The organism is Capnocytophaga sp. FDAARGOS_737, from assembly GCF_009730375.1.
GTDB classification, from domain to species: domain Bacteria; phylum Bacteroidota; class Bacteroidia; order Flavobacteriales; family Flavobacteriaceae; genus Capnocytophaga; species Capnocytophaga leadbetteri.
Map to the genome: position 1 here is coordinate 2,075,646 of NZ_CP046316.1, position 24,025 is coordinate 2,099,670.

A 24,025-nucleotide genomic window follows, 5' to 3' on the forward strand; every position below is an offset into this window, starting at 1 on the left:
CAAAATACCTAAAGTTTAGGCATAAAAAAAGCTACCAATAATTGGTAGCTTTTTTTATGCCTTACTATATACTTTTATTGTTTAAACCTTTTGAATAGGGTCATTTCTTTTTCGCTGCTGCCTTTCTCTAATATTTCCTTGCGAAAACGAGTCGCTACTTCGGGGTTAAAAATACCAGCAGCTTCAAATATACCAAAAGCTTCTTTTTCTAACACTTCTGCCCATTTGTAGCTGTAATAACCTGCGGCATAGCCTCCGCTGAAAATATGTGAAAAGCCGGTAGATATACAAATCTCTTCAATAGGTGGAAACATCTGGGGTAATGATAGTGAATGCTCAAAGCCCTTGGTGCTTCGTATCTCGTCAGCATACTTCACACTATGCCAAGCCATATCGAGAATACCAAAGACCAACTGACGCACCGTTAGGAGTCCCTCCATAAACTTTTGTGCTTTCTTTATGCGGTGTACCCACTCCATAGGCAGAGGCTCGCCTGTTTGGTAATGGGTTGCAAATAGTCGTAGAGTTTCCTCTTCATAACACCAATTTTCCATCAGTTGGCTGGGTAGTTCAACAAAGTCGCGAGCTACATTAGTACCACTTAGGCTGGGGTAGGTTACGCGCGAAAGCATTCCGTGAAGGGCATGTCCAAACTCGTGAAAGAGAGTCGTAAGCTCATTAAATGTGAGCAGTGAGGGCTCTGTGTCCGTTGGACGGGTAAAGTTGCAGACTATTGATATATGAGGGCGCGAATCGTTGCCTTGTAGGTCGATATATTGGTCTTTGAAAGTAGTCATCCAAGCTCCATTGCGCTTGCCTGCACGAGGGAAGAAATCGGTGTAGAGCAATGCTACATAATTGCCCTCGGCATCGGTTACCTTGTAGGTTTGTACCTCTTGGTGGTACTTCTCGACCTCGTCAGTAAGCGCAAAATGCAGTCCGTATAGTTTTTTATTAGCTACTGCGAACATTCCTTGCACTGCTTTATCTAAAGCCAAATAGGGTTTTAACTGCTGGTCATCTATCTGATATTCCTCTTGTTTGAGCTTTTCAGCATAATAAGGAAAATCCCATTGCTGAAAATCATCTATTTTAGAGAATATGCGCAGCGTTTTTAGTTCTTGTTTGGCTAAAGGCAAGGCTTGCTCTAACAGCGATTGTAGAAAGTCGTTTACCTGCTGAGGGCTTTCTGCCATACGGTCTTCAAGCACAAAGGTAGCGTAATTCTCATAGCCCAATAGGCGTGCGCGCTCGCGGCGTAGCAAGCTGATTTGCCATACTATTTCCTCATTATTATACTCATTGTCATTAGCGCCTCTTTTGTGATAAGCTATGAAGAGTTTCCGGCGCAATTCGCGGTTATCAGCATACTTCATCACAGCAGTATAGAGCGGAAAGTCAAGGGTAAAAACCCAGCTCTCTAACTTGCGCTTTGCCGCTTCAGCAGTTGCCATTTGAAGAGCGTAATCGGGTAGCCCCGTTACCTCTATAGGGTTAGTGATATGTATGAAAAAAAGCTGGTTTTCAGCCAATAAGTTCTCTGAAAACTTTAGCTTAAGCGCTGCTAAATCTCTGTCTATTTCGCGCAGGCGAATTTTGCGTTGGCGTAGGTGTACCCCATTGCGCATAAAGTTATGATACATTTTCTCTACCAAGGTACATTGCTCGGCTGTTAGAGATAGTTTCTCCCGTTTTCTGTATATAGCTTTTATCCGTTTAAAGAGTACAGCATTAAGCCTCACATCATTAGTGTATTCACTAAGCAGAGGCGAGATAAGTTGCGCTTGTGCTTGTAGTTCAGGAGTAGTAGCGGCACTATTCAAATTAAAGAACATAGAGGTAAGCCTCTCTAAGCGCAAGTCATTATAAGCTAAAGGAAGTATAGTATTTTCAAAAGTGGCAGGTTTGTAGTTTTTGCTGATTTTTTGTATTTCTGCCAAACTATCATTAATAGCGGTCTGAATAGCTGGCAGATAATCAAAGGCTGTAAATTGCGAAAAAGGAGCAGCCTCGTAAGGAGTATGAAACATAATAAAGTGATTAATATCTTAAGGCTACCCAATCTCTCAGGTAGCCTTCTTATAAATTCATAATTAAAAAATTAATAAAAAACTACTTATTGTCTTGCATAGCAAATACCGATTGTAGCAGAGGAGTAGTACGAGCCGCTACATTGGTGCGTATTTCCTTCTCTTTATCACCCACTTTAGTAAAAAGCCCATTGATTGCTTGGGTAGTAACATACTGAGTGAGGTTTGCCTCTATCGGTTTCACTAAAGGTATTTGGTTGTACTTACTGATAATGTTCTCCCACACCTTATCAGCACCTACTTTGCTAAGCGATTCTTGTATTTTTGGCGAAAAAGCACTTACCAAAGCCGAATAAGTAGAGTTCTTCAGATAAGTAGTAGCAGCGGTATTATCCCCTTTTAGAATGTTCATAGCATCGGAAAAAGTCATATTTTGTATAGCTGAAAGGAAGATAGGTTTTGCTTGACTTACTGCATTCTCTGCTGCTTCGTTTAGCACTTTTAGCCCTTGGTCGGCTAATGAGCCGAGCCCTATAGAGCGCAAGGTTTTATCTACCTTTTGCAATTCTTCAGGCAATAAGATACGCACTGCTTGATCTTTGAAATAGCCACCATCTTTGCTCAAGGCATCTACACCTGCACTCACGCCTAATTCTAACGCTTGCTTAAGTCCGCCAGCCACATTTAGGCTACCACTTTGCGCCGTTTGGCTAAGCACCTGCTGTAACTCATTACAGCTGTTTAAGGTAAGGCTACCTACAGCCAATATACCTAATAAAAGAGTTTTCTTCATATATATTATTTTATTAATTCCTGTTTTAATATTCTGATATTTTTGGTTTTGCTTTGCAAGCATCGTATATAGCATAAGTTGCTGCATATAAGAAAGGTACGGTAAAGAATAACCCCACACAGCACGCTAATACCCCCAATACAGCAATGAGAAACCCTACTAATAGCACTCCCAAAACCGTGCCAAAAGAGGCTATGACACGCTCATAACTACCTTTTAGTGCATCAGTAACTGACTGATTTTCAAAGATGATAATCGGGAGGCTTAAGCAAAACACTATATTTATAAAAAAAGAAAGAAGACTGTCTAAGAGCGGTATACGTAATACATTCATCAGTATTGATATCCCTCCATTAACTACCCCTAATATCAAGGTAGAAAGCATTATACGCCCTGTGTAAGGAGAATTATAGTGCGTAAATAAATTAGCAAAATCTGACTGACCTCCTTTCGCAATCGCATCTAAGTTTTGGTAAAAACCAGCTGATAAAGGCGCTACTAACACCCCTACTACTAATGACATAAGAGAGATTTTAGCAAGCATAAGGGGCGAAGACATCAGCTCTGCCACATAGAAAGGATTATCTTTTGCATTAATAATCATCTCTTCATAATGAAAAGACATCAGCAAAGGTATACCTATAAACATCAGTAACATAATTACTACCGTAAGCAGCAACATGCCTATAGTGTGTACAAGCAGGGCTTTCTTATAGAGTTGTCCTGCAAAATCGAAAACGTTTGAGAATGACATATTTTAATGTTTTTTAATGGGTTACACTATTAGTATAAAGGCTGTAAATCACTGCGTATAGCATTGGGAAGGTAACTACAATACCTATGCCAAACACAAAAGCCCCTAAAAGACTGACAATCCCTCCTAAGATTAAGGCGAGCATCACTGTAAAAATGACAGGTACCGTGCGCTTATAGCTATTGCCCATAGCCCTTAGCAGAGGTTGGTCTTCAAAAATGATGATAGGCAAAGTAAGCACAAACACAATCGACATTACCGTAACAGTAGCCAAAGCAAATGCCGGAAGCCCTAAAGCGCCTATCCCTACAAAAGCAACACTCTTCAGCGCCGTAAGCAGCAACACATAACTAAGTATCCTGCCGGTATAGGTAGAGCGATAGAAGCTAAACAGCTGCCCTATGGTAGCCGCCTCATTGCGCTGCACTGACCTATAATTCTTGTACATACCGGTAGTAAAGGGCGTTACAATACCATCTACCAGCAGCAGAAAAAGCGATAATTTGATAGCAAAACCGCCATTGTTTACAAGAGCTGTTATCTTTTCAGGCTGTTTTGATAGTTGGGCAACTTCCTCTAAAGGCATTCCGAAAATAACAGGAGCTAAAAACCAATACAGCCCCAAAAGTACGCCAAAAAGGAGCAAACAGCCTAACAGATGCGTTAAAAAAGTAGTCTTAAACAACTGAAATGAAAGACTTAATACGTTTGATAGTTTCATTAGTAAGAAAAAGGTTTAAAATGATTGGGTCAGCACAAAGTTACGCCTGATAAGCTCTTCGTCCATTCCTGCTATGTAATGCTCTTTGTGGTACTTCAGCAGGTAAATATACTTGACATACCTACGCACTTTGCTGTAAAACAGCGCCGTAGGGTCTAACTCGCCCGTAATGTAGAGCGCCACTTGTTCAGTATTAATATCTAATTGTTCTATTGAGAAAAGTATGTAGTATAAGAAATCTTCAATCGTTTCGTAACTAAATCGATTGAAGTAATGCAACCGCCTACCTTTGAAAGTCACAAAGTAAAACGACCCCACTTCGGCATAGATATACATCATCTCATAGTCGTGCGAGGCGTAGTGCTTTAGAAACATCTTGAGCAACGAGGTAGCAAAATGCTGATAGTCGAAGCGCCCGTAATACGACAGCAAAGCGTTATTGACCATTGCATTAGGCAGATAGGCATTGACCGTTTCTATCGAAGGGATTTTGTCTATCTCTACCGCACGCGCTGGCACATCGGTTACATCTATGCTGTACTTCAAATACTCTATCATCTCCTCTTTTCTGCCACAGAGCGGCTGCGGAATTAGGGCAAAGTTAGGCGAGTTATGCAGTACCCTTATATTATCGAAGTCCTGCCGCAAATCGGTCTCGCCCTCTATTACCTCGTGTATCTGTCGCTCTATTTCTTGAGGTGTTTTGTAGCTGAAGTTCATCGGGAAATTGTAAATAGCCTCTACATAATTCAGCACCGGATTAAAGACACAAAAAGAAAGTCCATCCAAGTTTATTTGAATGGACAATTCCTTAAAGTAGCTGTTTAATTCATTATTGTTTTGCAATTTTTGCGTCATAAGAAGTTGGCCAGTTACCATTAACAGTGATTTCTTCGAGAGAGCCGACTTTTATATTTTCGCCTTTCACATCATCTACTGAGTTTTTCACTACTTCTTTGTCTACTAAGTCCTTGTCAAGCCCTTTTAGGACATCTCTTTTAGATACGTACACTTCAAAAACAGAAGACACAACGTTGTTTTTGTCTTTTATTTCACCTGTTTTCATAGTGAACAAAAGAGGTGCTTCGTCTTTAGTAAACTTAGGTACGTAGCGCAAAGTTTTGTAGCGGTCAGAATCTTTAAACAAAGAGTCTTTCACTTTCACATAGCCCAAAGTATCGATGCGAACCCCTTGGCGCATTACCTCGATATTGAACGTCTTATCAAAAGCTGTCCAACTGGTATCGCGTTGCGAAGTAATAGTAAACTGAGCGTTTTCGATAAAGTTAGTTAGCTGGTCGAAATTGTCGGCGTACTTACCGTTGATGCGTAGGTAAGCGTCTTGTGCCGCACGGATATCTTTCAGCTTTTTAATCACCTCAGTATAACGCTCGGTTTTTACTTTGTTAAACTCAATAGGTCCTGTAACTGACCTATAAATTAGGTAGCAAAATACTAAACCTAATGCCCAAAATGCAATAGTTACAATTTTTTTCATCGTTTTAATACTATAATTAATAATACATCTTTTTGACTGGTATTGCGCAAAACTACAATCTTTTTTTCAAACTAAAAAATTATTTTAACTTTTTTTTATAACTTTGCTCTCGAAACTCTATTTTTCTATGACCGAAAACACCTTTTTTCAAGCGCTTTTGCAAGCGTTTTCGCACACGCCAACACCCTCGCAACACACTGCTTTACAGCTTTTTAGCTCATACTTATTCGACCCTAAGGCTGCCGAAAAACTCTTCCTGCTGAAAGGTTTTGCCGGCACCGGAAAAACTTCTATTACTAACGCCCTCATCGCTGCTTTGCCACTCATTTCGCACCACTCTGTGCTGCTCGCTCCCACCGGTAGAGCTGCCAAAGTGATGACCTTCTTCACCCGCCAGCCCGCTTTTACCATTCACAAGTACATCTACTACCACCGCACCGAAGGGGGCGAACTGGCTTTTACCCTACGCCCTAATAAGGCGCAGCGCACGCTCTTTATTGTTGATGAGGCTTCTATGATAGCCGATAATGAGGGGGTATTCGGCAGTCGTTCGCTATTAGACGACCTGATGCGCTTCGTTTATTCAGGCACGGACTGCAAGCTGCTGCTTATAGGCGATGCTGCCCAGCTACCTCCCGTACACACCCACGGTAGTCCCGCCCTGAATATTGCCCATTTAGAATACCAATACCAAAAGGAAGTGGTCAGCACACAGCTAACCGATGTGGTGCGCCAACGCCGCCGCTCGGGCATTTTGCGCAATGCTACTGCCCTACGCAAAACCATTTTCGGCAACACCTCTCAGCCTTATTTTCAATTTAGAATAGGCAAATCGGCTGACCTTATACGCCTCTACAATGGCGAGGAAATACAAGAAGCCCTTATCGAGGCTTATGATAATTATGGTTCTGATGAAACGACTATTATAGTGCGCGCTAATAAGCGCGCTGTGGATTGGAATCAACAAGTGCGACGCGTTATCCTAGAGGCTGAAGACGAAATAGAGGTTGGCGACCTGCTAATGGTAGTTAAAAACAATTATTTTTGGTGCAAAGACAACCCTAAAATCAGTTTTATTGCCAACGGCGACACTATAGAGGTAGTAGAGATACTCGGTTTTTACGAAAACTACGGATTTCGTTTTGCCGAGATTACCGCTCAGCTCATCGACTACCCCGACCAACCGCCTTTTGATACGGTTGTCCTGCTCGACACCCTCACTTCTGACTCGGCTGCCCTTAGTCCTGCCCAAAGCCAATCGCTGTATGAGGAGGTGCTAAGCGAATACGCCGAGGCTCCCTCTACCCATCAGCAGTACCAGCAACTGAAGCAAAACCCTTATTACAACGCTTTACAGGTGAAGTTTGCCTATGCTCTAACCTGCCATAAAAGTCAGGGGGGGCAATGGGATATTGTCTTTATAGAAAAACCTTACCTCCCCCCTGATTATGTAATTGATGAGAGTTATTACCGCTGGCTTTACACTGCGCTGACCCGCGCTAAACGCAAGGCTTATTTAGTAGGTTTTAGCGATGATGATTTTATAGACACCTCATCCGATTAGCCTTTTCATAGATTTTTTTTCTAAAGCCACCTACCCTATACAAACGATATAGAAAGGATATAGGAAGACTATAGGAAAAGCAGAAATTTACCGAAGTACAATCATCTACTAATCGCCCTAAAATCAGAAAAATATTTTATCGAGGGTAAAAGTATGTATGCCCTTAGTTGCCACACCTACCTCGTGCTGCATTCTTGCGGCTAAGACAGCCGTAGGCATAGGGCGATAACGTCTAAATAATCCTAATTTATTAAGGAAATTAATTGCTTTCACAGTAGAATTTTCCCCTCCCCTATCGTTGTTAGAGCGAATGAGTATAGAGGGTTGAAAGATAAGCAAGCGCGGAAAGTTAAGTTTTTTAACTGCCTCTTCTAAAGCCCCTTTCATACGGTTGTAGAACAGTTTAGATTGCGCCTTAGCTCCAGCTGCCGACACCAATACGAAGGTAGGTACTCCGTTATTCTTGCAATGCTCAGCAAAAGCGTACTGATAGTCATAATCCACCCGCCATTGAGCATCTTTGCTACCTGCCACGGCTAAGGTAGTTCCCAAGCAAGAAAAAGCCACATCGCCGTGCAGCAAATCTGCCCACGCCTCAGGGGTATCAAAATCAACCACGTGAGCGTGTAGCTTGGGGTGGGTGAGGGCTAAGGGTTTACGCACAAAGCAATGTACTTCAGCATAAGTGTCGTCAGCTAAAAGTTGCGACAATAAATCTTTTCCGGTAGCGCCCGTAGCGCCGATGATAAGTGCTTTCATAATAATTGATTTATTAGTGCAAAGATATAAAAAATAGTCATCAATTATGATTAAAAAGTATTTTTTACTATTTTTGCCGCCTCATAACTTATAAACTATGGTACAATATTTCCCTTACTTATTACTTTTGATGGTGGCTATTATGCTACTGATAATGTTTGCAAACCGGCTCAAGGTAGCGTACCCTATTCTTTTGGTGTTAGGAGGATTGGCAATTAGCTTTATTCCCAATGTCCCAACCATTACACTGAATCCTGATTTGGTACTCATCATTTTCTTACCGCCTCTTCTGTATGCCGATGTTTTTTCGCTATCACTGAAAGAGATGTGGAAGTGGCGCCGCATTATCTTTAGCTTTGCCTTTATTGTAGTTTTTATTACGGCTGCTGCGGTGGCGTGGGTAGCCAATATGGTATTCCCTGGGTTTTCATTGGCTTTAGGATTTCTTTTAGGGGGCGTGATAGGCTCTACCGATGCGGTGAGTGCTTCAACGATAATGAAGTTTGTAAAGGTACCCAAACGCATTTCAACCATCATAGAAAGTGAAAGTTTGCTGAACGATGCTTCATCCCTGATTGTGTTTAGGTTTGCGGCTTTGGTAGTAACTACCGGTCAGCTGGTATGGACGGATATAGCGCTAAATTTCCTTTGGGTAGTTATTGGCGGAACGCTTATAGGCTTGGCAGTAGCGTGGGTGATGCGCAAGCTAAACAAATTTTTCCCTACCGATGCTAATATGGATATTATCCTTACCTTTATTGCTCCTTATATAATGTATATTGTAGCTAACGAAATGGGAGTGTCGGGAGTGTTGGCAGTAGTGGCTGGGGGTATGTATATGTCGTTCCACATTACTAGTATTCTTGCTGCCTCTACATACAACAAAGCGGTAGCGGTATGGGATATTTTAGGCTTTGTACTCAATGGTCTTGCCTTTATGCTGATAGGTCTTGCTTTGCCTGATGTACTCGAGAGTATAGAAGCCGAAGGTATGAGTCTTGCTACAGCTACAAATTATGGGTTGCTCATCACAGGGGTAGTAGTAGGGGTACGACTGCTATCGTCATACGGGGCTTTACTCATTACTCAAGTAATGAAACACTTTATCACAGTAGCCGACAGGCGGAACCTTGGCTTTCGGTTACCTTTGGTACTTGGTTGGGCAGGAATGCGCGGGGTGCTTTCACTAGCGGTAGCCCTTTCTATTCCTCTAACTTTAGAGAACGGTGAGCCTTTTCCGCATCGCAGCCTGATTCTCTACATTACTTTTATAGTGATATTGGCAACCCTACTGGCACAAGGACTTAGTTTGCCAGCGCTTATCCGATGGGCTAAATTCCCTGATTATGAAGACCATATTCCTGAAGCTGAAGCCGAAAGTCTTATTCGTAAATCATTAGCGCAAGCGGCTTTAGATTATATGCAAAAGCATTACAAAGAAGGAATAAACGATAGTCTTCTATTACAGAATCAGAAAGATATATGGCAATACCAACTCGATTTGTCGAAGAGCAATACTACTCCTGAAGAGCGAAAGAAATACATTGCTATTTTGCATCATCAGCGGGAAATATTGCACCAACTGAATAAGAACCCACGTATTGATGAGGAGCAAATACGCAATTTCCACCGACAGTTGAACTTAGAAGAAGAAAAATGGGAAGTTAATTAATATTATAGGGGGCGAATAAGATAGATGTTTCGTAGTGGAATATCTTTAGCAAAGTGCTGTTGTAGGGTCATAAGTTTGCTATATTATGAAATCTATTCTGTAAAATATGTATTCTCTCTAAAAGTGTATTAAAAGGCAATGAATTTCCATATATCATTGAATCCTGCATTTCTCGATAGTCTTTTTCCCATATAGCTACTACATTAGAGGGAGGTATTAATTGTATTCTTTTTCGTATATCAGGCGTATAATCTACTCCTAAAACACTAGTAAAGAGTTTTCTATGGTGCGTAATAGTCTCCCACAATTCATTGTTACTGATAGCTTCTATCGCAAAAAGTTCGTCCATCATTTTCTCTAAATCATACAAGTGTCGTGATTTTCTCTCTGCCTTATCTCCTTTGTGAGTAGTAAATAATTCGTGTAATAGAAAGGCTTTTTCTAAAAAAGTCTTAGCAGGAGAGGCTGTTGTAATAATTACAGAAACTATATCTGTTTCAATTTGTTGAAAAGTAGAGGTTATTAAGCTCTTAACTTGTGTAGGCTCTGTAGGTTCAAAAAGCGAACGAGTACCCACTTCTAAAACTACCTTTGGCTGTAAATAGCCTATATTAGCAAATAATGATTGGTAAAAGACTTCTATTTTTCTGGGTTCAGGATAGGTGCTGTCGCCTTCTCCATTAGGTTGCGCTACAATAGTACAATACTTCTGTAATCCGAAATTTTCTATAGCTTGTTTGAGTGCTATAGTAAAGTCTTTTTCAACAAACAAAGATGATTGTTTCCTAAGTTGTTTGATTTGTTTCTTCGTCAAATCTCCCTTATAACCAAAATAGTTGCGGTCAATGACCAAATCTATATCCTCTGAAAAACGATGAATTAACCCATAAGATTTACTAAGAGAAGTACCTCCTTTGAAAAGAAGTTGGCTTGCAAAAGGCAATGTAAATAAAAGCTGTAAAAGAGTTGTTACCCATAAATCTTTTTCTACAGCTTGCATAGGGAGTCCTACACGTGCAGCGGTTTGGGTAATCACCGTTTTCTGTTGTTCTGGTGTGAGGTTAAAGTAATTCATATAGTTGCTTTATAAGGGTTCTTATCCAAGAGGGCATCAGTTTATAATCTACAGATATTTTACTTTCTGGAATATTCAAGAGTACTTTTTTTAAGGCTTCAATATGTTCTTGTGTAATATGTGGTGTTCCTATCTCTTTCAAGGCAAAAACTATTAGTTGGGCTGTTTTATTCTGAAAAGAAAGGTTTTTAGGGGTGGTGTGTTTAAAGCTGAGCTGACGTCCGTCAAACAGCTGAATTTTGCGAGCAGTACCATCGGTCATAAACACTATATTCATTGGTACTTGTGTGGTTAGCCCCAGTATATTCATCGCATAGGCACCTGCAGGAGCAATACGAGTTTTATCACGCTTGGCAATACTTTGAGCAATCTGCTCATAAGAAGGATAAAGCAGCCCTAAGCCTAAAGTTTTATCGTACTTAGGATAATAATAAATACCACGAGCTATACGAATGAGCTTGCCTATATGGGTAAGCCGTTCTAATGATTTGAGTATGGTTTTCATTTCTGCTAAGGAGACAAAATCAGTAGGAAAAAATATATTTCCCCTTCCGCATTTTGACAACTTTCTAAGTATTTTATCATCAGTACTTTCCATACTATATAAGCTATTGTTTTGTCGCAAAAATACACTTTTTTTGCGACAAAACAAGTTTTTCTTTCTTTTATTTTATCGGTATACTTATTCCTACTGAAAAACGGAATTTTCCCGTCTGAAAAGGGTAGTTATCATTTGTTTTGCCCCAAGGGAAAGCGTAACCTGCTTTTACATAGAGTATGAGGATTTGTATACCCGCTTCAGGGGCGAAGTAGTAAGGCGAAAAATTGAGCTGGGGGCGCAATAATAAGACTGGAATATCAACAAAGCCTCCACGCTCATTATCTGCTCTTATCCAAGCCGAGAGTTGTGCTTCGGGGATAGCGATAAGTTGTTTGTTCTCTGAGCGGAAGTTACCAGCAATACCCGCTGATAGTGCTATATTATAGCTATCATAGCAATTGAAATGCAAGCCTAATTGCCCATAGGTAGACCCTTGTTTGAGGTAACTAGCGTCTATTACGAATAGAAGCTCTTTAGAAGTTTGGGCTACAGCAGGAAGTGTAGCCCCTATCAATAGAAGTAAAAAAAGTTTTCTCATCAAGCTGTTATTTTTTTAGCATCAGTATATTAACTTCTTGTATAAAAAAGTCTATATTTTGATGGAGTGAATGTATTACCGACTGCATTTGGTCGAACATCTCGGCACGGGTATGCAAATCGCCTGCATAATAGATACCCCCATCGCTGAAAAGCACTGCTTTTAGAGCCTTTTCTTTGTCATTATCAAAAAGATTCTTTACCCACCTTTGCTGCATATGCTGCAAAATAGAACCTTCTCCTGAATTGGTAAAGCGGTGTTCGTTAATCATATACCACACAAAAGGAGGAAACTCGCCATTATTCTTTTCGGTCATAAAGCAGCGCAACAAGTTGCGCGGGTGTTTTAGCATTACCTTTTTCCCTTTTGGATTAAGGGTGAGGAAACTCAGTCCTGCGCCGATCACACCTCCTCCTGCAGCAATACCTTTATCCCAGCCATCGTCTGCTATATAAGCTCCTGCTACCGAAACGGCAGCCCCAATAAGAATGGAAGCAACCGTAAGCCTGCTGATATTTTTATCATTGAGGTTGCTAATGGTAGTCGCTATTTGGTCTATCCGTTCTTCTTCGCAATCTAATTCTGCAGTTACGGCATTCATCTGCGAGAAAATAGCTGTAATCTTACTATGGATTTCTAATTGCAGCGTGTTGCGCTTTTGTTGGGCTTCACTAGAAGGGTTGTCGTCTAAGGCTATTAGTGCCAACAAAGGTTTATCAATATGAGAAGCGTATGCGATAAGAATGTTTCTGTCAGATAACTTTCCTTTAAAAAGCGTCTTATTCAATGCAAATTCTTCAGCATCTATTTCGATAGGCGCTTCTTTATCCGAAGTTATGGTATATGCGGGAGGAACGCAATAATCCTCAGGGGCTATAATTTTCTTAGGAGAAGCACACCCTACGCAAAGCAATAGGAGGAACAAACAAAGGAGTTTTAAGCTGTTTTTCATAACTATTTAATACGTTTTTACTTTAATATTTTAAGGAAGATTTATTTTTTTAAGTTCGCCGGCAGGTGTTAAGAACATCACTTCTTTGTTCTTGTTTTTTTCAGTACGATTGATACTCATCTTCATCTCGTAAATGAGTTGTATAACAGGCTCTACGATGATAGGGTTAAGCACTACATCAAAATCTTTATCAGCGATAGGCTGGTAGTACTGCGTTGTAGATTTATTAGCTTGCAGTATATTGCCTGCGCGTTTGCCTTGCAATGAAGCGCTGTTATAGGCTTCGTAGCTCTTGTATTGCTGAGAGGGTGATGTCTGTGCAAAGCCATCGGTTATTTTCTTTTCAGCAGTGGCAAAGCTCTCGCCAAGGGTGGTTTCATAAAGCTTTTGTTTTTCGGTAAAAGCAGCTTTTACTTTGGTCATCAGTTCTTTTTTTACCGCCTCAAGATTGCTGGCGTAGTAATCCATTCGCACCAAATCGTAAATCTCGCTGTTAGAGAGCAAGATGATGAGTTCATTCAGCTGAGAAGCTTCTTTTATTTTGATATGAAGATTTTGTTTGAGTTCGAAGCCTACGGGCAGTTCGTTGTAAGTACGCTTGCTAAACACTTTTTTCTCAGTTTCGTATTCGTACATAGGCACGAACGAAATCATATCTACAAAAGTTTCAAAGTTTTTAGCTTTAAGAGCCGATAGAGCAGACGAAAGGCGCTGGTTCATCAGTTGCGTAGCTTCTTCAGCAGTTTTGCCTACTTGCACTACACTAAAAATAGCCACAAAGGCATCGGCTTTTACATTCGCCAAACCTTTGGCTGTTACTACCATTTCGTAATTAAGAGGAAAATCAATAGTAGTATCATCATTATTCCAGCTATTACGGCTTCTGTCTTTATAATTTACATTGCCTGAGGCTTGAGAAAAGGCAAAAGAAGAGCACACTACGGCAGCGGTTAAAAAAAGAGATTTAAGCATAATATAGGGGTTTTATGATTTGACATTTTCTATTACAGCGGCTTGAGTTGGGCATACGCCGTTTATACGGTCGCCTATCCCTTCGTAGCGCACTTGGTATTGCGGAAAGGCAGCTGTTACTTCGCTGATGAAAGCCCTGAATTGGGTATCGTCCCACTCAAAATGGTGGTCTGAATGCCGCAAAGCGCTGTCGGGGTCTTCAAAGTAATGTACATTGAAGCGGCTATCAGGGGTGGTGATAATCATTTTGTGGAAAGGTATTTGCAAGCAGCGCGTTACTAAGGCTTTCGCCTCTTCGGGGGTATTGTGTTCTATTACCTCCGTCAGCAGTATATTCACCGGTTTAGTATAGGCAAAATCGTCTAAGCTCTTTAGGAATACGAGGTTATCAGCCTCCATCTTCTCTCTAAGCGTTTGAACGTATGCCGCTACCTCAGGGTCTATATCTGTAGCAAAATACGGCTGCTTATAGTTGTAATTCTTGCGCATAAAGCGGCGGTAATATTTGAGTTCGCCACAACCAATATCTAATACAGGGGTTTCAAAACCAAATTCATTAATAACAAACGCCATACGGCTGCCGTGAGTATCGGTAAACTGGAAGTCGATATTAAGCCCTTTAGTGCTGAAATAGGCTTCAAACGCCCCTTTTATCTCACTTAATTGGCGTTCGCTCTTCACAGCACGCTTAATAAATAAGTAGAATACAAAATACGGCACATCGTCTATATTAGTGAGGATACGAGCGTATTTCTGCGCAAATGAGTCGTCTATATAAGTGTATTCGCCGTACTCATTAGTGATATGGGTAATCACAGCTATAAAACTGAGTAGGTTAATAGCTTCAAAAATAGTCTTACCCTCGACCTTAAGGGCTACATTGTTGCCAATAAGGGGAGTGATATGGCAATTTTTGAAGTAACGAGCCAATAAGAATTCACCATTTTTATACCAAGACGAATTGATATACAGATTTTTAACCTCTATAGTGCAGGGCATTGTATCTACCTCTTTGCGCGGCTGCCCTAACCATTTTATTGATTGCTGAAAATAGGCTTCTTTCTCTTGCAATTGGTCTTTGAAAAACTCATTGCAGCAGTGCAATATCACTAAGGGAGAACAGTAGCTCTGAAAGTCAATTTGGTTGCTTTCCTCGGGCAGATAGCTATAACGGGTATCCTGAAAAACCACATCATACTGATGAGCGCTTACCGCATTGCCCACTAACTGACCATTGCGCAAGGCTTTGGCATAGATACCAAAGTCAGTTTCTGGATTTTTGTTTAGCACGTCTAATAGCTGCGGATTCTGAGAATGTATCTGTATAATCATCTGTCTCTCTGTTTTTTTTACATTTAGTGTTTCGTATTTGCAAAGATAATATATTTTTTTTATTTTTGCGGCAAATTTTAAAATTAACACAAATGTCTAATACTCAATTGACACCCGAACAATACGAATTGTTTAAAAATGCTGAAACTTACCTAAAACAAAAACGCCTCTTATACATTCACTTTTTCGTGTTTGTATTAGGATGCGTTTTCTTTTTTGTTGCTAATAAAATCTTAGATTACGGAGTGGAGTACAACTGGTACTTGTGGCTCTCTCTTATCTGGCTTTTTTTATGGTTGTGGCACGCTATGAATGTGTTTGTCTTCAATCGTTTTCTAGGAAAAAAATGGCAAGAGAAACAACGCGAACAGCTTATTGCTGCCCAACAGAAGAAACTTATAAAAATGGAAGCAGCTGTAGAAAGAGAATTTGAATTGCAGAAAGAGCAAGCTAAAAAAGAATTAGACGCTGCCGACACTTCTAACACCCGCACCGTATGATTACCCTAATAGCTGCTGCCGCTGATGACAATGCTATCGGCAAGGGCAGCAACCTACTATGGCATTTGCCTAAAGACTTCAAACATTTCAAAAACCTTACTACGGGGCATTGTATTATTATGGGGCGCAAGACTTTCGAGACTTTCCCGAAGCTGCTGCCCCAACGCACCCACATAGTTATCACCCGCCAAAGAGATTACACCCCCGAGGGGGTAATAATAGTAGGCTCTCTACAGGAAGCTATCCGCGAGGCTTTGCTAATAGACCCTTGCCCTTATATCATTGGGGGGGGCGAAATCTACGCACAAGCCCTCCCCTTGGCTGATGCTATCGAGCTGACCCGCGTACATCACACTTTTGCTGAAGCTGACGTCTTCTTTCCTCCTATTCCTCCTACCCACTTTACTTTAGTAAGTAAGGAACACGTAGCTGCTGACGAAAAGCACCTATACCCCTTCACTTTTGAACGATACATTAAAGTTGATAATTAGCCATTAGAGAAGTGTTCGTATACTTTTTTGGCTCTGTGACCTATTACTTTGGTGAGATCTTCTAATGAGGCTTCTTGTATGCGCTTCACTGACTTAAAGTGCTGTAGCAGTAGTTTTTGCGTCTTTTCTCCTATTCCCTCTATACTGTCTAATTCTGACACTATAGCCGATTTGCTGCGTTTTTGGCGGTGAAAAGTAATACCAAAGCGGTGCGCCTCATCGCGTAGCTGCTGAATTACGCGCAGTGTTTCTGACCGCTTGTCTAAATACAGCGGTACACTATCTTCTGGGAAGTAGATTTCTTCTAATCGTTTAGCAATACCGATAATCGCTATTTTACCCCTTAATTCTAACTGTTCAAGGGCTTTGAGAGCTGATGATAGTTGCCCTTTGCCCCCATCAATGATGATGAGCTGCGGCAGAGACTGCCCTTCATCAAGCAAACGCCTATAACGGCGATAGACAGCCTCTTCCATAGAAGCAAAGTCATTAGGTCCTTCTACTGTTTTTACATTGAAATGACGGTAATCTTTCTTACTCGGCTTAGCATTTTTGAATACTACACAAGCCGAAACCGGATTGGTACCTTGTATATTAGAGTTGTCAAAACACTCTATATGCACCGGTGGCACTGATAGGTGCAGGTCGCGCTGCATTTGGGTAAGAATACGATTGGTATGGCGCTCTGGGTCTACTATTTTCTCTTGTTTGAAGCGTTCTTGTCTGAAGTGTTTAGCATTGCGCACCGATAGCTCTAATAGCTGTTTTTTCTCACCTGCTTTGGGGATAGTAAGCTGCAGTCCTTCTGAAAGGGTTACTTCAAAAGGCGTAATAATCTCTTTAGAAGTAGAATAAAAGCGCTCTCTGATGTCTATAATAGCATATTCTAATAACTCTCTATCCGTCTCCTCTAACTTTTTCTTAATTTCGAGGGTATGAGCCCTCACGATAGCCCCATATGCTACCTGCAAAAAGTTCACATAGCCATATTCTTCATCTGAAACAATAGAAAACACATCTACATTGCTAATCTTACTGCTGACTATAGTCGATTTTGCCTGATAGTTTTCAAGAGAAGTAATCTTTTGCTTGATAAGGTGTGCTTCTTCAAAGCGCATCTCTGTAGCCAACACATTCATCTCTTCTTTAAATCGGGTAAGGGCTTCTTTAAAATTTCCTTTGAGTATCTCTACTATCTGCTGAATATTGTTATTGTAGTCCTCTTCTGTCTGTAGCCCTTCGCAAGGCCCTTTACAGTTTTTTAAATGGTATTCTAAGCATACCTTAAACTTGTGATTGGCAATATTTTGAGGAGATAAGTCGTAAGTACAGTTGCGCAATGGAAAGAGCTCTTTTATCAAATCTAAAAGAGTGTGAACGGTTTTCATACTCGTATAAGGACCAAAATAGAGAGAACCATCTTTAACAATTCGGCGAGTGGAAAACACTCTCGGAAATCGTTCTTTCTTCACACATATCCACGGGTAGCTCTTATCGTCTTTAAGCAACACATTATAGCGAGGTTGATATTTCTTAATAAGGTTATTCTCTAATAGCAACGCATCGCTTTCAGTAGCTACTACTATGTGTTCTATGCGCACTATTTTCTTTACCAATACTCGAGTCTTGGCATTGTCGTGTGTCTTCTGAAAGTATGACGATACTCTTTTTTTTAGATTGATAGCCTTACCTACATAGATAAGTATATCGGTATCATCGTAGAACTGATAAATACCGGGGGAGGTTGGTAGGGTCTGGAGTTGTAATTCAATAGACAATTAACAGCTTACAATTTAATGAATAATTAATAATTAAAAAAGACGCTGCCATTAGCAGCGTCTTTTATTTTATTGGAGTAAAAAGATTGATACAAATTATTTTACCAAGTTGATTTCAACGCGGCGATTAAGTTCTCTACCTTTCTTAGTTTTGTTAGAAGCGATAGGTTTTTCAGGGCCGAAACCTTTAGCAGAAAGACGAGCAGGATTAATACCTTTGTCTACTAAGTAAGCCTTAACTGAGTAAGCTCTATCTTCAGAAAGTCTTTGATTTTTATCCTTGTTACCAGAGGTATCGGTATAACCTTCTACTGAGAATTTAGAGTTTTTGTATTTATTCAATACGTTAACGATATTATTCAATACAGTAGCAGACTCAGGACGGATAGTAGATTTACCAACATCAAATAGGATAGTTTTTGCAAAGCTATTCAATTGAGTTTGTACTTCTTGAGTCACTTCAGGACAACCTTTGTTAGAAGCTGGCCCAGCTTCTTCTGGACATTCGTCATCTTTGTCAAGTACACCATCACCATCTCTATCTGGCCAAGGGCAACCGTTATTTTCTTTAGGACCTGCTTGTTGTGGGCATTTATCGTCTTTATCAGCGATACCATCGTTATCAGCATCTGGGCAACCTTTAAGTTCTGGTTTACCAGCTACTTCAGGGCACTCATCGTCTTTATCAGCGATACCGTCACCATCTGTATCAGGGCAACCGTTGAATTCTTTAAGACCGAACACATCTGGGCAAGAGTCTTCAGCATCAGTAATTCCGTCACCGTCAGCATCTGGACATCCGTTAAGTTCTGGTTTACCAGCTACATCTGGACATTTATCGTCTTTATCAGCTACACCATCGTTATCGCGGTCTTGTTTACCAAATTTGATAGTGATTCCCAAAGCGTGTTGGAAATAGTTTTCTGTTGACTCAGACTTCATTGTTGGGTGATAAGCAGTTTGTAGGTTAAGACCGATATTATCAGTAAACCAGAAGTTAGCACCAGCACCTACTAAAGTACGGAATTTACCTTCGTTGTCGATAGCTGCATAACCTCCCCCTACTTGAGCGTATGGGTCAAACCATCTTGCACCACTCCACAAAGTGTTCAAGTGGTATTGAGCTGCTAAGTTTACAGCCCAGAATGACTGATCTACTTTGTTATCAAGGTCTTTGTTATAACCATAACCTTTCTCAATTTTGTTTAGAGACCCTGAAAGTTCTGCAGAAAAGCCCTTTCCGATGTATCTACCTACTGAAAGACGCGATACTGCAGGAAGAATGTTCAAATCGCTTGGTCCTGCCCAGTCTTTTAATACATCCCCAAAATCTTTAGGAGTACGGATATCAACGGAGTTTACTCCAAATCCTATTTGCCAAGGATTGTTTTCATCTTGTGCTTGAGCCCCTACTGAGAAAGCAGCAGCTAAAGCAAATAAAGTTACTTTGATTTTCTTCATACTTAAAAATGAATTTGATTACTATTTAAAAATTTGCTGCAAATATAAGTATTATTTTAATATGTTAGTATTTTACAAGCATTTTTTTTGTGAAATTTAACATTCCATAAGAAAACAATACTCATAAAATACTAACAATCAATAATTTAACATTATAACCATTTTACTAAAGCAAAGTCTTGACGATGTGGCAAGTGCTCATTTTTAGGGAAAATGCGTATCGCAAGATGCAATGCTCCTGGGTATTCTGATGCTATTTCTATCTGATAAGTAGCCCTGCTGCCCTCGTGAGACACCAAATTGAACTCTGATGTTGATAATACTTTTATCTTTTCATCTTTCTGTTCTGCTACTACTACCTCTACCCCTACATCTTTAGGGTCGAGTTCTGAAACGTCTAAGGTTATCTCTCCTTTGTAAGTCTTACCTATCGAGATGATTTGCTCATTGCGGTTAGGCACTTTAAAGTCAACTACTTTTATATTATCCCATTCTTGAGTTACGCGGCGTTTCCAATCAGAAAGCTGTATCGCTAGATTGAAACGATTATCTTTTAGCTTAGTAACGCGCTCAGTCATTGGGAAATAATATTGGTTTTCGTAGTCGGTAAGCATACGTGTAGTGGTAAAGTTTACCGCTACTTTGGCTATCGTATTCTTGATAAGGGCACACCAACGAGATGATATGCCATCTTTGTTCTTATCGTAGAATATAGGCGCAATTTCGTCTTCAATGATGTTGTAAATCATTTCAGCGTCCATCTCGTCTTGATACTGTTGATTTTCGTAAGCGCGCTCCATTGGCAGTGCCCAGCCGGCATCTTCGCGATAGCCTTCTACCCACCAACCATCTAACACGCTAAAGTGCATAGTACCGTTCATCGCTGCCTTTTCGCCACTGGTTCCAGAGGCTTCTAAAGGTCGTGTAGGGGTGTTCATCCATACGTCTACCCCTTGTACCATATGGCGTGCCAACTCCATATCGTAGTTAGGTATGAAGATGATTTTGCCTAAGAATTGCGGTAGCTTAGAGATTTCCACGATATTTTTTATCAAATCTTGCCCCGCTTTATCGGCAGGGTGTGCTTTACCTGCAAAGATAAACTGTACAGGGCGGTCAGGATTGTTCACGATGCGGTCTAAACGCTCTATATTAGTAAAGAGCAAGTGGGCGCGTTTGTAGGTAGCAAAACGTCTTGCAAAACCTATAGTTAAGATATCTTCGCGTAGGTTTTCTTTAATTTCTACCAATTGGCGTGGTGAGAAATAAGGTGTATTCTTTTCTAAACGCAATTTTTGTTCTACGCGGCGCAATAGTTTTGAACGCAAAGCGGTTTTTATTTCCCACACACGTTGGTCAGACACCTTATAGATACCTTCAAAACTCTTAGGGTCATAGTGGTGAGTTTTGTAGTCCTTGCCAAATACTTCGTTTTCTACTTCTTTCCACAGCCCTGCCGTCCAAGTAGGTTGGTGTACCCCGTTAGTCACGTAGCTAATGTGTAGCTCTTCAGGCATATAGCCAGGCCATAGGTCTTTAAGTATATCCTTGCTCACCTCGCCGTGTAGCCAGCTCACACCATTCACCTCTTGCGATAGGTTAGCCGCCAAGTTACTCATCGAGAATTTCTCATACGGATCTTCTAACCTTATCTTACCAAGGGCTAAGATTTGCTCCCAGTTAACGTGTAGCTTATCAGCGTATTTTGCTAAATAAGCGTGCAACAGACCTTCTTCAAAAGCATCGTGACCTGCAGGTACTGGGGTGTGAGTAGTAAAGAGCGATGAGGCACGTACTACCTCTAACGCTTCTGAGAAAGCAAGATTGTCATTCTGAATATACTCGCTTAGGCGCTCAAGACCTATAAAGGCTGCGTGCCCTTCGTTGCAGTGGTAAATATCGCTGTCTATACCGAGTTTGCGCAACATCTTAATACCTCCTAAACCGAGTAACATCTCTTGTTTCAGACGATTTTCCCAGTCGCCACCATATAAGTGGTGAGTGATTGAGCGGTCGTCTTCGCGGTTGTTTTCAAAGTCGGTATCAAGTAGATAGAGCTCTATGCGCCCTACATCTACACGCCATACGCGGGCGTAAAGAGTACGACCTGGTAGGTCTATTGATACGATTACCCATTTGCCTGTTTCGTCAGTTACGGGGCTTACTGGTATTTTCGAAAAGTCTTGTGCCTCATAATCAGCTTCTTGGTTACCTGCTGATGATAGTTTTTGGGTGAAATAACCATAGCGGTATAAAAGTCCCACCCCTGTTATTTTGGTAGCCTTATCACTCGCTTCTTTCAGATAGTCACCAGCCAAAATACCCAAACCGCCTGAATAAATTTTAAGCGATGAGTGCAAGCCGTATTCCATACTGAAGTAAGAAACTGATGGCGAAATCATTTCAGCTTTTTTAGCCATATAGGCTTGGAAATCAGCATATACTTTTGATAGATTGCGCATAAACACATTGTCTTGCTCTAACTCTTTATAGCGTTTTAGCGAGATACTGTCTAACAGTGCAATAGGGTTTTTGCGTACCTCTATCCATTTTTCTTTGTCTACGTATTTAAACACTTCGTAAGCCTCATCATTCCAGCACCACCATAGGTTTTTAGATAACTCTTCTAATGGTTGAAGGGCTTCGGGTATAGCACGGTGTATAATTACACTGCGCCAATTAGGGGGCGTTACTACTTTTGATTTTTCTAAATAGGCCACTCCTTCTGTTTCTACAGGTGGCAGTTTTTCTACTCTATCTTCTATATGTTCCAAGGTCAATTCGTAACATTTAATATAATACTTCACTAAATTCTTCCACAAAGCTATCTCCGATACTTTTGCAGCAGTATCGCGGCGGGCTTTTAGGTCTTCTTCTTTACTATCTAATAGGGTAACAAAGTTTTTCACTATAGAAGCTACTACATCGCCATAGTTGCTATCAGTGCGCGTTACTACTTCTATAGCTTTTTGTTTTTCAGGGTAAAAATCATTCACCCACTTGCCAAATCCTGCCAAAGTAGTGGTAATGGTAGGCACTTTAAACGCTAAACTTTCAAGTGGTGTATAGCCCCAAGGCTCGTAGTACGATGGGAATGCAGTGCCGTCAAGCCCTATGAGTAGGTCGTAATAGCTAAGGTTAAACACACCGTCGTTACCATTAAGATAGCTCGGACAGAAAATAACCTTCACCTTGTCTTCTTTGCGGTTGAAAAGCTCTTGCTCATAAATGCGCTTCATTATTACATCGTGGTACACATCAGGCAAGATGTGGGTGAGGTGTTTCTGCTCATTATCAGCCGATTGTTTGGGATTTTTTAGGTTGTTTAGCAAGCCCTGATTAGGAGCATCGTGGGCTGTAGGGATTAGTATATAAGCTACTAATTCTTTCTTGTTTTTAGCATTTCGGTTTAGTGCCCCGAGTGCATCGATAAAGGCATCGATACCTTTGTTGCGAAACTCATATCTTCCGCTGATAGCTACTATTTTAGTATCTTCGCTAATAGGCTGATTGGTAAGTGCTTGTGCTACGTTTATCAGCGTTTTTCTCGCGTCAGAGCGTTTTTTAGCAAAAGTTTTTTCAGCAGGTATAATCTTATCTTCAAAACCGTTAGGAGTGATGATGTCGGTTTGGCGCGCTAAGAAGTGTAACGCTTCTTGTGCAGTGATTTCACTAACGGTAGTAAAACAGTCAGCTACTTTGGCGGTTTCTTTTTCGAGGAAATGTTTGTGTTGCACACCGAATTTGTATGCCATTTCTTCAGGATTGTAGTCCTTCATTGTATTGTAGAGCGGCAGTCCGTTACCAGCAATAGCACGCCCTACTACAGTAGCGTGGGTAGTAAATACCGAACCTATCTTAGGCATTCTCTCTTCTATATATAGCAGACCGCTACCTGTCATCCACTCATGGAAATGGCAAATTACATTTTCGCGCGAAGCGGTGTTAAACTTGGTAAAGCTCTCAATTACCTTCCCTACGGCATAACCGAAAAGCACCGACTCTACATAGTCCCAAGGGCTATTGAAAGAGTCTAAGTGATAGGTGTCCCAATAAAAACGCAGCACATCATTTTTGCTGCTAACATAGTGAGAGAAATCTACAAGTATAACGATAGGGTTACCTTCTATTTTCCAATTCCCCACACGTACTCTCAAGCCTTCAGAAGCGGCTTTAGCTCGCCAAGATTTAAAAAGTTCAGGATTTTCTACAAATTCCTTGTTTTCATTATGCTGCCAAATATCAGGACCTATAAGTATATATTTACTCCTGAATTGCTTTACAATGCTGGCTGCTTTGGTGGCAATGACTGTATGAATGCCCCCCACTTTATTACAAACTTCCCAACTGGTTTCAAATACATAGTCAGGATTTAGTTTCTTTGTGATGCTCATATTATATTACCGTTTATTACGTTAGTTTCTCAGTGGTAGGATAATAATTGTTGTAATTTTGCGACAAAGGTACAAAATAATTAATAATTAACAAACGATAAAGAATATTTTTTATTTTTTTTAAAATTAGCGGTCGTTTA

The 24,025-nt window shown here is 40.7% G+C and carries 20 protein-coding genes; 4 read left to right on the top strand and 16 right to left on the bottom strand.

The window, feature by feature from the left end; all coding sequences use genetic code 11:
• Positions 1 to 74: 74 nt before the first annotated feature.
• From FOC45_RS09165 to FOC45_RS09190, 6 genes are all read right to left on the bottom strand, one after another.
• Positions 75 to 2,030: a M3 family metallopeptidase gene (locus FOC45_RS09165; RefSeq protein WP_009390471.1), complete on the bottom strand. Its 1,956-nt coding sequence runs from the start codon at positions 2,028 to 2,030 to the stop codon at positions 75 to 77.
• Positions 2,031 to 2,112: 82 nt separating this feature from the next.
• Complete coding sequence (locus FOC45_RS09170) at positions 2,113 to 2,823, bottom strand: DUF4197 domain-containing protein (protein WP_034539691.1); 711 nt, start codon at positions 2,821 to 2,823, stop codon at positions 2,113 to 2,115.
• A 25-nt stretch (positions 2,824 to 2,848) separates the two neighbouring features.
• Positions 2,849 to 3,577, bottom strand: coding sequence for a hypothetical protein (locus FOC45_RS09175; RefSeq protein ID WP_009390476.1), 729 nt, complete (start codon positions 3,575 to 3,577; stop codon positions 2,849 to 2,851).
• A 13-nt stretch (positions 3,578 to 3,590) separates the two neighbouring features.
• On the bottom strand, positions 3,591 to 4,298 hold the full coding sequence (locus tag FOC45_RS09180; RefSeq protein ID WP_009390478.1) for a hypothetical protein: 708 nt from the start codon (positions 4,296 to 4,298) through the stop codon (positions 3,591 to 3,593).
• A 15-nt stretch (positions 4,299 to 4,313) separates the two neighbouring features.
• Positions 4,314 to 5,156: a DUF3822 family protein gene (locus FOC45_RS09185; RefSeq protein ID WP_009390487.1), complete on the bottom strand. Its 843-nt coding sequence runs from the start codon at positions 5,154 to 5,156 to the stop codon at positions 4,314 to 4,316.
• Positions 5,131 to 5,796: a hypothetical protein gene (locus FOC45_RS09190; RefSeq protein WP_009390490.1), complete on the bottom strand. Its 666-nt coding sequence runs from the start codon at positions 5,794 to 5,796 to the stop codon at positions 5,131 to 5,133. Before FOC45_RS09190 ends, FOC45_RS09185 begins: the two co-directional genes overlap by 26 nt.
• 127 nt (positions 5,797 to 5,923) lie before the next feature.
• Here FOC45_RS09190 and FOC45_RS09195 point away from each other — a divergent pair, with 127 nt between their 5' ends.
• Complete coding sequence (locus FOC45_RS09195) at positions 5,924 to 7,360, top strand: ATP-dependent RecD-like DNA helicase (RefSeq protein ID WP_009390492.1); 1,437 nt, start codon at positions 5,924 to 5,926, stop codon at positions 7,358 to 7,360.
• Between the two features lie 123 nt (positions 7,361 to 7,483).
• Here the strand turns inward: FOC45_RS09195 and FOC45_RS09200 are convergent, their stop codons facing one another.
• A complete protein-coding gene (locus FOC45_RS09200) occupies positions 7,484 to 8,119 on the bottom strand; it encodes an NAD(P)H-binding protein (protein ID WP_009390493.1) in 636 nt (211 codons plus the stop codon).
• Positions 8,120 to 8,216: 97 nt separating this feature from the next.
• Between FOC45_RS09200 and FOC45_RS09205 the strand changes: the two genes are divergently transcribed.
• On the top strand, positions 8,217 to 9,791 hold the full coding sequence (locus FOC45_RS09205) for a Na+/H+ antiporter (protein WP_009390495.1): 1,575 nt from the start codon (positions 8,217 to 8,219) through the stop codon (positions 9,789 to 9,791).
• A gap of 67 nt (positions 9,792 to 9,858) precedes the next feature.
• Here FOC45_RS09205 and FOC45_RS09210 read toward each other — a convergent pair whose 3' ends face one another.
• The 6 genes from FOC45_RS09210 to FOC45_RS09235 form a co-directional block, all read right to left on the bottom strand.
• The gene (locus FOC45_RS09210) at positions 9,859 to 10,866 is read right to left on the bottom strand and encodes a nucleotidyl transferase AbiEii/AbiGii toxin family protein (RefSeq protein WP_009390499.1); all 1,008 of its coding nucleotides are present in this window, start codon (positions 10,864 to 10,866) and stop codon (positions 9,859 to 9,861) included.
• The gene (locus tag FOC45_RS09215) at positions 10,853 to 11,464 is read right to left on the bottom strand and encodes a DUF6088 family protein (protein WP_009390500.1); all 612 of its coding nucleotides are present in this window, start codon (positions 11,462 to 11,464) and stop codon (positions 10,853 to 10,855) included. The genes FOC45_RS09210 and FOC45_RS09215 overlap by 14 nt, the downstream gene beginning before the upstream one ends.
• 67 nt (positions 11,465 to 11,531) lie before the next feature.
• Positions 11,532 to 12,005 (bottom strand): hypothetical protein, encoded by a 474-nt coding sequence (locus FOC45_RS09220; protein ID WP_009390502.1) that lies wholly within the window; start codon positions 12,003 to 12,005, stop codon positions 11,532 to 11,534.
• Positions 12,006 to 12,012: 7 nt separating this feature from the next.
• Positions 12,013 to 12,957 carry a hypothetical protein gene (locus FOC45_RS09225; protein WP_009390505.1) on the bottom strand — a complete coding sequence of 315 codons (945 nt, stop codon included), beginning with the start codon at positions 12,955 to 12,957 and terminating at the stop codon, positions 12,013 to 12,015.
• A gap of 30 nt (positions 12,958 to 12,987) precedes the next feature.
• The gene (locus tag FOC45_RS09230; RefSeq protein WP_009390508.1) at positions 12,988 to 13,929 is read right to left on the bottom strand and encodes an SIMPL domain-containing protein; all 942 of its coding nucleotides are present in this window, start codon (positions 13,927 to 13,929) and stop codon (positions 12,988 to 12,990) included.
• 12 nt (positions 13,930 to 13,941) lie between these two features.
• On the bottom strand, positions 13,942 to 15,261 hold the full coding sequence (locus tag FOC45_RS09235; RefSeq protein ID WP_034539687.1) for a hypothetical protein: 1,320 nt from the start codon (positions 15,259 to 15,261) through the stop codon (positions 13,942 to 13,944).
• 92 nt (positions 15,262 to 15,353) lie between these two features.
• Between FOC45_RS09235 and FOC45_RS09240 the strand changes: the two genes are divergently transcribed.
• Both FOC45_RS09240 and FOC45_RS09245 read left to right on the top strand, forming a co-directional pair.
• Entirely contained in the window at positions 15,354 to 15,761 is a 408-nt protein-coding gene (locus FOC45_RS09240) for a 2TM domain-containing protein (protein ID WP_009390510.1), read from the top strand.
• Positions 15,758 to 16,252, top strand: a complete 495-nt coding sequence (locus tag FOC45_RS09245) for a dihydrofolate reductase (RefSeq protein ID WP_009390512.1) — start codon at positions 15,758 to 15,760, stop codon at positions 16,250 to 16,252. Before FOC45_RS09240 ends, FOC45_RS09245 begins: the two co-directional genes overlap by 4 nt.
• On the opposite strand, the gene uvrC is transcribed toward FOC45_RS09245, so the two are convergent.
• From uvrC to glgP, 3 genes are all read right to left on the bottom strand, one after another.
• Positions 16,249 to 18,030: an excinuclease ABC subunit UvrC gene (gene uvrC / locus FOC45_RS09250; RefSeq protein WP_009390513.1), complete on the bottom strand. Its 1,782-nt coding sequence runs from the start codon at positions 18,028 to 18,030 to the stop codon at positions 16,249 to 16,251. The genes FOC45_RS09245 and uvrC overlap by 4 nt on opposite strands.
• Positions 18,031 to 18,126: 96 nt before the next feature.
• Positions 18,127 to 19,491 (bottom strand): OmpA family protein, encoded by a 1,365-nt coding sequence (locus FOC45_RS09255; RefSeq protein ID WP_009390516.1) that lies wholly within the window; start codon positions 19,489 to 19,491, stop codon positions 18,127 to 18,129.
• Between the two features lie 152 nt (positions 19,492 to 19,643).
• Positions 19,644 to 23,885: an alpha-glucan family phosphorylase gene (gene glgP / locus FOC45_RS09260; RefSeq protein WP_009390518.1), complete on the bottom strand. Its 4,242-nt coding sequence runs from the start codon at positions 23,883 to 23,885 to the stop codon at positions 19,644 to 19,646.
• Between the last annotated feature and the right edge of the window lie 140 nt (positions 23,886 to 24,025).